Here is a 12066-nt window from a genome sequence, read left to right as displayed (position 1 = left end):
GCTGCCACATCGTTATCTTACACTTTCCTTACAACTCTGTAAGCTTGCTCTTACTAGAATGAAATCCGCACGACCGTTCCTTTTCCCTCTATCGATTCAAGTTCTATCTCATGACCGAGCTTATGGCAAATTTCCTTGGCCAAGTACATGCCCATCCCCGTGGATTCCTGAAATTTCCGGCCGTTCTCTCCGGTGAAATAAGCATCGAATACGCGCGGCAGATCGCTCTTGGGAATGCCTATCCCTTCATCCTCGATTTCCAGAATAGCTCGCCCGTTCTTCGCGTAACCCCGAAAATACAGCTTGCCGTTCTCCTTTAACGTATAGCGGACGGCATTCGTGATCAGTTGAGTCAGGACGAAGGTCAGCCACTTCTCATCCGACACGACAAGCAGCTTCTGCTCCACTTGAATGACGGGAAATACCTTTCCACGAATGAACAAGCGTTTTTGCTCAGAAATCAGCGTGCGGGCTATCTTCTCCAGCTCAAGCTCCTCGACGTAAATATCATGCTCGAATGAATCGAGGCGGGCGGTATAGAGTACCATGTCCAGCCCTTTTCTCAGCCTGTCCAATTCATCGGCAATGGCCATCGAGCGCGGATCGCTCTCCTGCTGGATCACTAAATGAATGACCGATATCGGCGTCTTCATTTGATGCACCCACTGGTTGATGAAATGAATATGGCTCTCGATTTTCTCCGTCCGCATGTTAAGCTCCGACAAATAATGACGATACTGCGTTTTCAACAGACGATGCAATCCGGCGGACAACGGGGAATCCGGCTTCACCTCCGTAAAATCGCCAATCGATGCAGCGGGCTGCTCCATTCGCCGATAAAAGGCGCGATGGGTCATGTAGCGGAACACGAGATATATGAGCAGCAGACAGCTGCTCAGCAGCACGGCATACAAGCTGACCGCAGCATTGCGGTAGCCGTCCAGCCAATATACAAAGGTTACTACAGCCAATTGAATAAAATAAATGATGATCATAGGCCGCTGCTCCCGCAAAAACAGCCTCATAGCCGCTCTCCCCAGTTAGGAGCAAGCCGGTAGCCCTGCCCGCGAACGGTCTGCAGGGCGTCCTCGATGCCTAACGCAGACAGCTTCTTTCGAACCCGTGTGACGTACACGTTCAACGTATTATCATCTACAAAAATTTGGTCATCCCATATTTTTTCCAGCAGGCGATCTCTGCTTACAACCTGCTCCGCCTTCGTCATCAACTCATCCATAATTTTCATTTCCGTATGACTAAGCTCTACCTTGGCCTCATCCAATAATAAGCAAAGCCGTTCCCGATCCAGTCGCAGACCATGGACATGAAGCGGACGATCCGCGGGTACCACTGCATACGTACCATAGGCCCGGCGAAGATGGCTATGGATTTTGGCTAGAACGATATCATAATCAAAAGGTTTTGTTATATAGTCGTCTGCTCCGTTTTCCAGCGCCATCACCTGATCCATTTTTCCATCCCGGGCAGAGAGAAATATAATCGGACATGTAGACAGATTGCGAATTTGTCGACACCAATAATAACCGTCGTACTTCGGCAAATTGACATCCAGCAGCACTAAATGAGGCGCATACTGCTGAAACTGCGTTTTAATGCTCTCGAAATCCGTTACCGCTAAGGTGCTATAATCGAACTTGTGCAAATAGGCTTCCAGCAATTTGACGAGTCCCTGATCATCCTCTACGATGAAAATTTTGAACATGTTAATCTCCTTTATACTGAACCAAAATGGCCTATAGCTCGTTCACCCTTTTCTATCTTAGCAAAAAAACGTGTCTAGATGCGAAAAAGAAGCTCTGCTACAATGCAGAGCCTCTCTAAGCCTTCGATGGCCTTAATAATCCTCATAGTGGCTGCCTTTATGCTTGCTTCTGGAGAGCAGCTTGACTCCGCCGCCTATGAGCAGCAGCGATACAATCAGCGGCCGCAAATACGTGTTAATGAAATGATGGATGTGGAACTCCGGAAGAAAGCGATCGAATACCGGAATGATTAAGCTCATCGTCACGTAATAAATGCCCAATAGCAGCAAAATCAATCCGATCCAGTTCTGGTTATTCCCTTTCCAGTCAAAGAGCGGGCGATCTTCCACGAGGACACGATCATACCTGCTTGCCGCTTGCAGACCGTCAAAGAAGCTGTAGAACCAAATGACCGGTACAATAAATAGAAATAACGACAGCCGCAGCACATCTATAATATAGAAGCTGCCCAGAAACAATACCATGAGCTGGAGGCCGCGCTTTTGCATCCCCAGGTACATCTGCCCCGCCCCCGGAAAGGCGGACAGCAGCGTCGCGAGCACTTTGCTGCGTTTGCCCTCTACCCGTCCTGACTCCCATTCATCAAACAGCGTGCGGTCGGCCAGCAGTTCTCCAGCCTGCTTGCGGTGCACCAATTGAACCGCATCGAACATGCAATACAGCCATATAATCGGCAGCAGACCGAGAAATAGAAGAAATACGGTTTGACTTGTCAGGCCGGTAATGACAAACATAATTGTGATCAAGCCGAAGAAGCTGATCAGAAAAGACAAGCCCCGATGCATCAAACCCAGCTGAAAGTGACCCAGGCCGGGTACAAACGATAGTAAAATCGTATAGAAGCGTTCTGCATCAGCCTCGCCTTTACGCGTAGGCTCGTAGGGATAGCTGGACATATCCGCATCGGGAGCTCGCAGCAGGATAATAATCAAATCCAGCATACTGATGCACCATAGCACAAAAGCGCAAATGACAGCAGCAAGCGCTATTTCGCCTTCATTGGCCGCAATTGCAGCCAAGAAGCCAAACAGCAATCCTCCGAAGAAAAATAGCGGGTAGATAACCCCCCTTGTTCTGCGGCCCCAATATAAATGGCCAAGGCCGGGAATAAAATTCAGAATGAACGCCAGCATTCGGTTTCGGTAACGCGGCATTAAATCCCATCCTTTCAAAGTTAGTTTATGGTTTCAATTGATCGATCCAGTCTGAGGTTTTATTCATGATCTGCTCGCTAAAGGGCTGCTCCGATGAAGGAGGAATGACGTGCTGAGCGCCCGAGGTCATGCGATCGAACACCCCGAACGATAACAGGAACAAAGTGATCGAAGCCGCTATCACGTAATTGAACAGCGGATGCTCGCGGATACGGCGTTTGCGTGGAGACGACTTTGCCCGCTCATTCTTTTGCCGTTTGCCGCTTTGGGCGGGAAGCTTCAGCATAATCGCTTTGATGAAGGCATCCTCCTGCTGCAGCCGAGGCAGCTCAGCCTCTAGGCTTGATAGTGCATTCATGTAGGCTTCCAGTGCGTCAGTATCATGCAGCAGCAATGATTCAGCATGCCTTGTCTGCTGCTCGTCCAGCTCCCCACGGATGTATTTGTCCCAGCAAAAAACCTTGTCTACATTATTGTTCATCTCCATTCCTCCTCCTTCCAATGCTCTCGAATCCAAGATCGTGCCCGGTACAATCTCGATTCTACCGACTTCACGGCAATGGACTGCTCTGCTGCAATATCGTCATAGCTTTTTCCTTCCAAATAAAAAGCCGTGATAATGTCGCGATGCCCTGGCGGCAGCTTCAAAATCCAGGTTCGAAGCCGAGTCTTGCGCTCCTCATCCATCAATTTCTGCAATACATCGTCCTCCTGAGCCGGTGCGATATGTAAAACTTCCGCCGGATCCCACTGCTCCTCTTTACGGCGATCCCGCTTCCGTTTCAAATCAATCGATTTATGAATCGCAATTCGCGTCATCCAGGTTTTAAAGCCTTCAAAACGATATCCGGGGAGAGATTTGTAGATTTGCAAAAATATTTCCTGGGAAGCATCCTCAGCTTCCTTCGTGTCATGAAGTACAGAATAAGCAATCCGGTAAATATATGGGCCGTATTCACTCACCAACTCACGAAACGCGCCGCGATCGCCCTGCTGTATTTTTAGTATGAGTTCCTTTTCTTCAATGACTCTCCCCTCCTTCCCATATATATAGACGAAGCGACCTGATGCCACCCCTGCATATAATTTTTAAAAAATTTAAATTTGGGCCTACCAAGGCTACTATAAATCACGAAATCCTTCATTTCACAGCAAAGACGCTGGCAATCTTGCGATCGCTAGCGTCTCTATCCTCTTTGTTCAGCTCCTGTATTCGCTCTAGTAAGAGTCATGAGTCATGCATCTGTTCACGCCCAAATTCTACCGTTTTCTTGTATCCGCCTATGTTGGATCTTGCCTTAATCTTGCACCTAAACTATCTTGTCTTCGTTAGTCATATCGATGAATTCTAACCCTCAGAAAATTATAGATTTCCTCTGCGATATTCACATTACAGCAGGATTCTAAACCTTCAAAGCCAGGCGAAGAGTTGGCCTCGCATATTTTATAGTGGTCGCCGTCAAATAATAGATCAATCCCGGCAATATCCAGGTTTAATATCCGCGCCGTCTCCAATGCCAGCCATTCGATTTCCGGCGTAATTTCATATGGCTCCACCGAGCCGCCCCGTGAAAAGTTCGCCTTGAAGCTATCGCTGCCGGAATGGCGCTTCATGGCCGCTACCGCTCGCCCCCCGATCGTGAGCACCCGCAGATCCTTGCCCCGGCTCGTCTCGACGAACTCCTGCAAAATCATCGTGGCGTCCTCTTTATAAGCACTGATCATTTCAAGTAAATCAATAAATTTATTTTTGGTCTCAGCGAGGAACACACCGCAGCCCTGAGAGCCGGAAATCGTCTTGACCACAACGGGAAACCCCAAATGCTTGTCCACCAGCTCCACATCAACCTTCGAACGAATAAGCATCGTTTTGGGAACAGGCAAGTTATGCTCCGCCAAAATTTGCAGGGTATACATTTTATCTTTGACCGTCTCAATGCTTTGTGAGGAATTGAACGTTTTTACGCCTAGCCTTTCTAAATGCCGGATCAAAGCGAGACCGAAATAATTCGTTCCTGCCCCCATGCGAGGCAGTACAAAGTCCGGTAATTGCAGCACCTCACCGTCGACCATGACGCTTTTGCGATCATCTCGGGTCACAATGAGCTCGAATTGCTCCGGAGAAAAAACGCGGACTTCCATATGGTGTCTCTCGGCCTCTTCTAGCAAACGCTTCAGCTCAAATGTTTCGGGCTTTACTTCATTGGATGCGTTCTTGTAAATGATCCAGCCTTTCATGACATTCTCCTCCCGATCTGTTGAATACGCGAACTGAATTATGTTATATATCCTAGTGCTACAACTAGATAAGTTGAACTAACCTTATTCCCATATCCGCCTTATGGCCGTTGCCATCGTTCTCCACGCTATTCAGCTGATGGTTTACGGAGGAGGCAAAAACAAGTGGAATCCGACCTTGTCGGTTCGCACGTACACACTAGCAACAATTTTGTACGTAAAATCGTACAATTTCAAAAAAACATTTTACACGGCTGCTTTTACCGTAAAATCTATCGTTCAACTTATATAGAACATAACATATTTCAAGGATTGCGAGAAAGAAAAAACCTCTCCTTGGGGAGATTTGGAAATGCTAGTGACTACTAGTTGCCAAACTCTCGAAGAAGAGGTTCCTTTCATAACTTATGAAACTGTCATCGACTAACGGCCCAAACTCCGGAATTTCTGGGCATATGCCTTGGCGGCCTCTACCGTCTGTACGCGATTGCGGCTCCACTCTAGCAGAATACGGTCGATATAGCGAAAATGCACCTTGCCGGCAAAGACAGCTTCCTTTAACGCCAGCAAAATAAGCTCCTCCGGATAACCATCCTGATCTACCCAGCCGGAAATCGTCTCACATTCCATCGGCGACAGGGGTCTCGCAAATTCCTTCTCGAAAATAACGAATAAATTGCGCTCATTAACCTCCTGCTGGGTTGCAGCAGTCTCGCGCTCGCGCTGACTTATCCGCTGCCGCATCGCGGCGCGTTCTTCAGCAAGACACTGAGCCAGACGCTCGTACGTCCCCGTCAGGTTATAGCTTTCGAATTGGATGCCCGTTCGCTCATCGAGCTCCATGTCGATGCTGATCCAATTCTCTTTCATCAAACGCTGGATGACGGAGGAGACCTCTCCGGGCGCTCCTCCCATTCGCTGCTCCAACTCCTCTATCGAAGGAAAATCATTGTGCTCCAGCTGCTTATACGTAAGCAATTGCAGCAGAAGCATGACTTCCGTATCACTCAAACCGAGTTTCCGGTAATGTGTCAGCAGAGAGGAGGGCATATGCACAACGCCTGCCTCCATACCGTAAGCGACTCCTTTTGCCCACACCTTCCAGCCTTCGGTCAATGCCATACGTCTCTCCCTTTCTTATCCTTTAAGAACCCGTACTTGTATTGTATAACGCAGATGACTTCCGGGCTACTGTCCTTTTTTACGGATAAAGACGGTACAGCATCCGCGGGAACGGAATCGTCTCGCGAACATGATCCAGTCCGCAAATCCACGCGACCGTCCGCTCCAGCCCAAGTCCAAAGCCGGAATGCGGCACAGAACCATACTTGCGCAGGTCTAGGTACCATTGGTACGTTTCCGGTGAGAGCTCATGCTCCTTAAAGCGGGCTTCCATCAGCTCCGGATCATCTATCCGCTGCGAGCCGCCAATAATCTCTCCATAACCCTCCGGAGCAATCATGTCCGCGCAAAGCACAACCTCTGGCCGATTAGGGTCGGGCTTCATATAGAAGGCCTTAATGCCGGCAGGATAATGGGTAATGAATACCGGTTTGTCATACTGCTCGGCAATCGCCGTCTCGTGAGGGGCGCCAAAATCTTCCCCCCAAGGAATATCAAAACCTTTCGTATGCAAAAACTCAATAGCCTCATCGTAAGTAATCCGCGGGAACGGAGCCTGAATGCTCTCCAGCTTGGAAATGTCACGGCCTACTGCCTCAAGCTCGGCCCGGCAGTTCGTCAGTACGGATTGCACGACATGCGTGATGAACTGCTCCTGAATGACAAGACTCTCCTCATGATTGGTGAAAGCCATTTCCGGCTCAATCATCCAGAATTCGATCAAGTGACGGCGGGTCTTGGATTTCTCGGCGCGGAAAGTCGGACCGAAGGAATATACTTTACCCAGCGCCATCGCCGCCGCTTCCATATAGAGCTGACCGCTTTGCGTCAAGTAAGCATCTTCATCAAAATATTTCGTATGGAACAGATTCGTCGTTCCTTCCGCAGATGTTGGAGTCAAAATCGGCGGGTCAACGAGCGTAAAATGGTTCTGATCGAAAAACTGCTGAATCGCTCTAATAATTTCGGCACGGATCACCATGATCGCCCGCTGCTTGGAGGAACGCAGCCACAAATGGCGATGATCCATCAGGAAATCGACGCCATGCTCCTTTGGAGTAATCGGATAATTTTCCGTCAAATGAATGATTTCGAGCTCCGTCACGGTCATTTCATAGCCGGATTGGCTGCGCGGCTCCTCGCGAATGACCCCCGTTACATACAGTGAGGATTCCTGGGTCAAGCTCTTGGCCGCGTTCCACGTATCCTCGGATACTTCGCTTTTGACGACGACAGCTTGGATATACCCCGTGCCATCGCGCAGCTGCAGAAACTGAATTTTCCCGCTGGAGCGCTTGTTGTTTAACCAGCTGCCGATGACGACCGTCTCGCCGACGTGCTCGTTAACCTGACGAATCACCGTTTTGTTCGCCATACTTCTATCTCTCCTCTAAGATCACCTAATATGAGTTCTTCCTTAATATAGATTACTTCATTTCCTCGACGATCCGCAATGTGTCACGGGCAATAACGAGCTCTTCATTCGTTGGAACAACCAGCACTTCTACCTTGGAGTTTGGCGTAGAGATTCTACGCGGGTCTCCAGAGCGGACTTTGTTCAGTTCTTTATCGATCTCAACGCCGAGGTAAGACAGGTTTTTACAGACGCTTTCCCGGACAATGGCCGAGTTTTCACCCACGCCTGCTGTAAATACGATGACGTCGACACCATTCATTGCAGCAGCATAGGCGCCGATATATTTGCGAAGGCGGTATTCGTACATTTCAAACGCAAGCGTCGCATTGGGTTCCCCGGCTTCCATTCCGTCGGTAATATCCCGCATGTCGCTGCTCGATCCTGAAATCGCAAGCAACCCGCTGTGCTTGTTCAGCATGGAATTTACTTCATTAATCGTAAGCTCTTCTTTGTTCATCACAAAAGGAACTATGGCGGGATCCAAATCCCCGCTTCTCGTACCCATAATCAACCCTTCCAGCGGAGTCATACCCATAGAGGTATCTACAGACACGCCGTCCATAACAGCCGTCAAACTGGCACCATTCCCAATGTGGCAGGTGATGATTTTCAAATCTTCAATCTTCTGCTCCAAAAATTCAGCAGCTGCCTGGCTTACATACTCATGCGAGGTTCCATGGAATCCGTAACGGCGAACCTTATGCTTTTTATATAGCACCTTAGGAATAGCATATAAATAAGCTTTTTCCGGCATCGTCTGGTGGAACGCGGTATCAAACACAACGGTTTGCGGCACGTTCGGCAGGTTTGCCTCAGCAGCCTGAATCCCCATCATACATGCTGGATTATGCAGCGGAGCCAAATCGAATAAACGGCGGATTTCGGATTTAACTTCTCCGGTAATCAGAGCCGAACCTTTAAACGCTTCACCGCCATGGACAACCCGGTGTCCCACAGCCTCGATTTCATCAATCGATTGCAGCACGCCATGCTCCTTGTGAGTCAGCTTGTCAAGCACCTTGCGAATCGCTGTCGTATGCTCCAGAATATCGCTGACCTCGGTTACCTCTTCCTTGCCCGTAGGCTTATGGTTCAGAATCGAGGAATCCATGCCGATCCGTTCTACCAGGCCTTTGGCCAATACGGATTCATCCGTCATGTCATACAATTGATATTTCAGGGAGGAGCTTCCCGCGTTAATTACAAGAACCTTCATAACCGGTCACCATCCTTGTCGTATTTGAAAAAGCCTTCACCAGTCTTCACACCTAGATTGCCTGCGCGAACCATTTTTTTCAATACAAAGGACGGGCGGTATTTCAGATCACCGAATTCGCGGAACATCCGCTCGAGCGCGGCCAATACAGAGTCCAGACCGAAACGGTCGGCCATTTCGAGCGGACCGTATTGGAACTGATATCCTACACGCATGGCATTGTCGATATCTTCTGCAGCAGCAACTCCTTCGCCAAGCACATGCAGCGCTTCGTTAATCATGACGCAAATGATACGGGAGGTTACGAAGCCTGGCGACTCGTATACCATGATTCCGCGCTTGTCGACGACCTCCTCGACGAAACGCTTCGTTTCTTCGAAGGTCGAATCCGATGTCTTGAGACCGCGGATAATCTCCACGAGATTAATGCGGGATACGGGATAAATAAAGTGCATGCCGATCACGCGCTCAGGATACATCGTCGAACCGGCAATTTCCGTCAAGCTCAGCGTTGACGTGTTGCTGGCCAGGATAATGTTGCTCGGACAAACATGATCAAGCTGCTTGAAGACCTCTTTCTTTGCATCCAAATCCTCCGAAATGGTCTCGATGACCATGTCGCAGGTACCGAGTTCGGCAAAATGAGTTACTTTATGAACTTTGGACAAAATCAGCTTCTTCTCCGCCTTGGTAATGGCCCACTTCTCGAGCTGCTTATCCAAACTCGTTTCTATCATATCGTAAGCATGGTTTAGTTTCTCAGGTGTTTCCTCTACAAGCAGCACATCGAGCCCCTTGGCTGCCAGCATTTCGCTGATGCCTTGACCCATTGTGCCACCACCAATGACACCTACTCTTTTGAAGTTCATGGTTCTCTCGCTCCATCCTTTCATCGTCTACACATAATATTGTACCCTTCATGTCGAATAATACAATTTTTTGTACCCAACATCTAATAATATCTTAGCACGGAAAAAAAGTAAAAAAAATAACCGGCACAGGAATTATGCCGGTAAAAGGACACTGTCACCAAATTGACATCTAAATTGCTCTCCCGAGAGGCGCTCCTCCCGCAAAAGTATTTCCAGCGATTTGTCGAATACTGCTGAATGATCCATTAGCAGCTGCTTCGATTTGGCTGCCAATTCATCTAATATCGCTGAATTCTCTTTCATAAGCACTTCTTTAGTCATCATGTCCATATTGACGATCCCAAGTGAAGTAAGCCCGGAAGTCATCATCGTATGCACGATGTTAATCGCCTGCTCAAAATCGTTGCTGGAGCCGGTGCTCCGTTCGCCGTAATATATTTCCTCAGCAGCGGCGCCGGCCAAAGCGATAATAATTTGACCTTCTAAATAGGCTTTTGTGTATAAATACTTATCTTCCTGCGGGTTATGTCGTACATAGCCAAGCGCCCTGCCGCGCGGACTAAGCGCAACCTGGTTGACGCTGCCTGGAGCCACCACCTCGGCGGCTATCGCATGGCCGAGCTCATGTATTGCCACACGGCGCTTCTCTTCCTCCGTCGATTCCCGGTCAGTTCGTTCGCCGAGCATTACCTTATCGATCGCCATCGATAAGTGGCGCTGCTCGATTTCCTTCTTATCCTCTCTCATGGCATAGATCGCGGCCTCATTCATGACGCTTTCCAGCTGTGCGCCCGAGAATCCGAAGGATTCCTCGGCTACCTTCTCCAGACTGACGCTCTCATGGAGCGGTTTATTCTTCGCATGCAGCTCCAAAATATGCGTGCGGCCCTTCTTATCCGGCATATCCACCTGAATATGACGATCGAATCGACCTGGGCGAAGCAGGGCGCTGTCCAGCATTTCCTTGCGGTTCGTCGCAGCCATGATCAAAATGCGCGGAGCCTCTGCTGAGTAGATGCCGTCCATTTCCGTAAGCAGCTGATTCAGCGTTTGGTCATATTCGCGCTGCTGGCCGCCCTCTCTTTTACCGCCGATAACGTCGATTTCATCGATGAAAATAATCGCATTCTCCTTGTTCTCCTTAGCGGCCCTGGTTCGAGCCTCCTTGAACATTTCGCGGATCCGGCCCGCTCCAACCCCGACGTACATTTCTACGAATTCACTGCCGGAGGCAGCAACAAAGACAGAATTCGTGTAATGGGCGGCAGCTTTAGCCATGAGCGTCTTCCCCGTGCCCGGAGGACCCGTGAGCAGAATCCCTTTGATTGGCCGAATGCCGAACTGCTTAATCTCCTCGTGGCGAACCATGAAATCGAGCGCTTCCCGCAGCTCCTGCTTCGCGCTCTCCTGGCCGCCGATTTCCTCGAACGTCAGCTTGGCGGGCCCCGCCTTTTTCCGTTTCCGCTCCTGAGCAGCTCCGATCGCGATGCCTCCGCGCATTTTAAGCGCGGCAAATATGGCGCCTGCCATCACCAGAGCGACGATAAGGGGGACTACATTTAGGCCCATAAAAGCCATAAATATCAACAGTACAGGAACAAATCCTGCAATGGCTTCCCACATCCATTTACGCATTCGGCCACACCCCCAATTTCTGCGGAACGCGTGGCAAAATAATGTATTTGCTTGCGGTTCCATCGGTCAACGTCACATAGACGTTCTTATCGTCCATATCCGCAGTCGCCTGCAATGCATCGTGCTGCTCCTCCAATTGATCCAACGTGCTTTGTATTTCAGTATATTGCTTATTCTCCATCGCTTGAGCAACGGAAAACAGCGCTTCACTCCAAATTTGATCCAAATCCGGCGTCGAATGATCTGTGACTTCCAGCTTCAATGTCCGCTTGCCCAGCAGTTTCTTGCCGTCCTTCTCAAGATGGCGGACGAGTCCGCCCATATCCGTGCCCGCTTCGAGATCAAGTTTCAAACCCACCTCTTTAGGGGTAATATTGAGTTGAACATGATTCACGCCCTCATATTGCTTAACCAATTTCTGGAACGGAGCCTCAATTGCCCATTGGCTATAGGCAAACCAGCCTCCAAACAATAATACGGCAGAGACAGCTGCGATGGCGACGGTTTGTCCAATACGTAATTTCATTCGCGGCCTCCTCCTATTATTAATATATATAAATGCCCTGCATGAATTGATATACTTTAATCTATCATGAGTTACAAATAAGAGTATAACATATAGTATATC

Annotated in this window: 12 protein-coding genes; all 12 read right to left on the bottom strand. The window is 49.1% G+C overall.

Annotated features, from left to right (window positions below):
• Window positions 1-53 precede the first annotated feature (53 nt).
• Entirely contained in the window at window positions 54-1025 is a 972-nt protein-coding gene (locus tag ACE3MQ_RS09835) for a HAMP domain-containing histidine kinase (RefSeq protein ID WP_379392428.1), read from the bottom strand.
• Complete coding sequence (locus ACE3MQ_RS09830) at window positions 1022-1723, bottom strand: response regulator transcription factor (protein ID WP_379392427.1); 702 nt, start codon at window positions 1721-1723, stop codon at window positions 1022-1024. Before ACE3MQ_RS09830 ends, ACE3MQ_RS09835 begins: the two co-directional genes overlap by 4 nt.
• 132 nt (window positions 1724-1855) lie before the next feature.
• Window positions 1856-2938 (bottom strand): hypothetical protein, encoded by a 1083-nt coding sequence (locus ACE3MQ_RS09825; RefSeq protein ID WP_379392426.1) that lies wholly within the window; start codon window positions 2936-2938, stop codon window positions 1856-1858.
• 25 nt (window positions 2939-2963) lie between these two features.
• A complete protein-coding gene (locus tag ACE3MQ_RS09820; RefSeq protein ID WP_379392425.1) occupies window positions 2964-3419 on the bottom strand; it encodes a hypothetical protein in 456 nt (151 codons plus the stop codon).
• Window positions 3416-4012: an RNA polymerase sigma factor gene (locus ACE3MQ_RS09815; protein ID WP_379392424.1), complete on the bottom strand. Its 597-nt coding sequence runs from the start codon at window positions 4010-4012 to the stop codon at window positions 3416-3418. The genes ACE3MQ_RS09820 and ACE3MQ_RS09815 overlap by 4 nt, the downstream gene beginning before the upstream one ends.
• Before the next feature lie 255 nt (window positions 4013-4267).
• Window positions 4268-5176, bottom strand: coding sequence for an ATP-grasp domain-containing protein (locus ACE3MQ_RS09810; protein WP_379392423.1), 909 nt, complete (start codon window positions 5174-5176; stop codon window positions 4268-4270).
• A 423-nt stretch (window positions 5177-5599) separates the two neighbouring features.
• The gene (locus tag ACE3MQ_RS09805) at window positions 5600-6298 is read right to left on the bottom strand and encodes a DnaD domain protein (protein WP_379392422.1); all 699 of its coding nucleotides are present in this window, start codon (window positions 6296-6298) and stop codon (window positions 5600-5602) included.
• A 79-nt stretch (window positions 6299-6377) separates the two neighbouring features.
• Entirely contained in the window at window positions 6378-7673 is a 1296-nt protein-coding gene (asnS, locus tag ACE3MQ_RS09800) for an asparagine--tRNA ligase (RefSeq protein WP_379392421.1), read from the bottom strand.
• Window positions 7674-7725: 52 nt separating this feature from the next.
• Window positions 7726-8931 (bottom strand): acetate/propionate family kinase, encoded by a 1206-nt coding sequence (locus ACE3MQ_RS09795; RefSeq protein ID WP_379392420.1) that lies wholly within the window; start codon window positions 8929-8931, stop codon window positions 7726-7728.
• On the bottom strand, window positions 8928-9800 hold the full coding sequence (locus tag ACE3MQ_RS09790; RefSeq protein ID WP_379392419.1) for a 3-hydroxyacyl-CoA dehydrogenase family protein: 873 nt from the start codon (window positions 9798-9800) through the stop codon (window positions 8928-8930). Before ACE3MQ_RS09790 ends, ACE3MQ_RS09795 begins: the two co-directional genes overlap by 4 nt.
• 135 nt (window positions 9801-9935) lie before the next feature.
• Window positions 9936-11438, bottom strand: coding sequence for an AAA family ATPase (locus ACE3MQ_RS09785; protein ID WP_379392418.1), 1503 nt, complete (start codon window positions 11436-11438; stop codon window positions 9936-9938).
• Entirely contained in the window at window positions 11431-11964 is a 534-nt protein-coding gene (locus tag ACE3MQ_RS09780) for a hypothetical protein (RefSeq protein WP_379392417.1), read from the bottom strand. The genes ACE3MQ_RS09785 and ACE3MQ_RS09780 overlap by 8 nt, the downstream gene beginning before the upstream one ends.
• Window positions 11965-12066: the final 102 nt, after the last annotated feature.

This window comes from Paenibacillus lentus (assembly GCF_042714055.1).
In the GTDB taxonomy this organism is placed as follows: Bacteria; Bacillota; Bacilli; order Paenibacillales; family Paenibacillaceae; genus Fontibacillus; species Fontibacillus lentus_A.
The sequence above is the reverse complement of the archived record's forward strand: the minus strand, read 5'-3'. Positions and strand labels throughout refer to the sequence as shown.

Excerpts from the sequence above, each read along its gene's own strand:
- asnS (WP_379392421.1), bottom strand. The coding sequence starts at position 7,673 with ATGGCGAACAAAACGGTGATTCGTCAGGTTAACGAGCACGTCGGCGAG.
- ACE3MQ_RS09810 (WP_379392423.1), bottom strand. The coding sequence starts at position 5,176 with ATGAAAGGCTGGATCATTTACAAGAACGCATCCAATGAAGTAAAGCCC.
- ACE3MQ_RS09785 (WP_379392418.1), bottom strand. The coding sequence starts at position 11,438 with ATGCGTAAATGGATGTGGGAAGCCATTGCAGGATTTGTTCCTGTACTG.
- ACE3MQ_RS09805 (WP_379392422.1), bottom strand. The coding sequence starts at position 6,298 with ATGGCATTGACCGAAGGCTGGAAGGTGTGGGCAAAAGGAGTCGCTTAC.
- ACE3MQ_RS09795 (WP_379392420.1), bottom strand. The coding sequence starts at position 8,931 with ATGAAGGTTCTTGTAATTAACGCGGGAAGCTCCTCCCTGAAATATCAA.
- ACE3MQ_RS09790 (WP_379392419.1), bottom strand. The coding sequence starts at position 9,800 with ATGAACTTCAAAAGAGTAGGTGTCATTGGTGGTGGCACAATGGGTCAA.
- ACE3MQ_RS09835 (WP_379392428.1), bottom strand. The coding sequence starts at position 1,025 with ATGAGGCTGTTTTTGCGGGAGCAGCGGCCTATGATCATCATTTATTTT.
- ACE3MQ_RS09830 (WP_379392427.1), bottom strand. The coding sequence starts at position 1,723 with ATGTTCAAAATTTTCATCGTAGAGGATGATCAGGGACTCGTCAAATTG.
- ACE3MQ_RS09780 (WP_379392417.1), bottom strand. The coding sequence starts at position 11,964 with ATGAAATTACGTATTGGACAAACCGTCGCCATCGCAGCTGTCTCTGCC.
- ACE3MQ_RS09825 (WP_379392426.1), bottom strand. The coding sequence starts at position 2,938 with ATGCCGCGTTACCGAAACCGAATGCTGGCGTTCATTCTGAATTTTATT.
- ACE3MQ_RS09820 (WP_379392425.1), bottom strand. The coding sequence starts at position 3,419 with ATGAACAATAATGTAGACAAGGTTTTTTGCTGGGACAAATACATCCGT.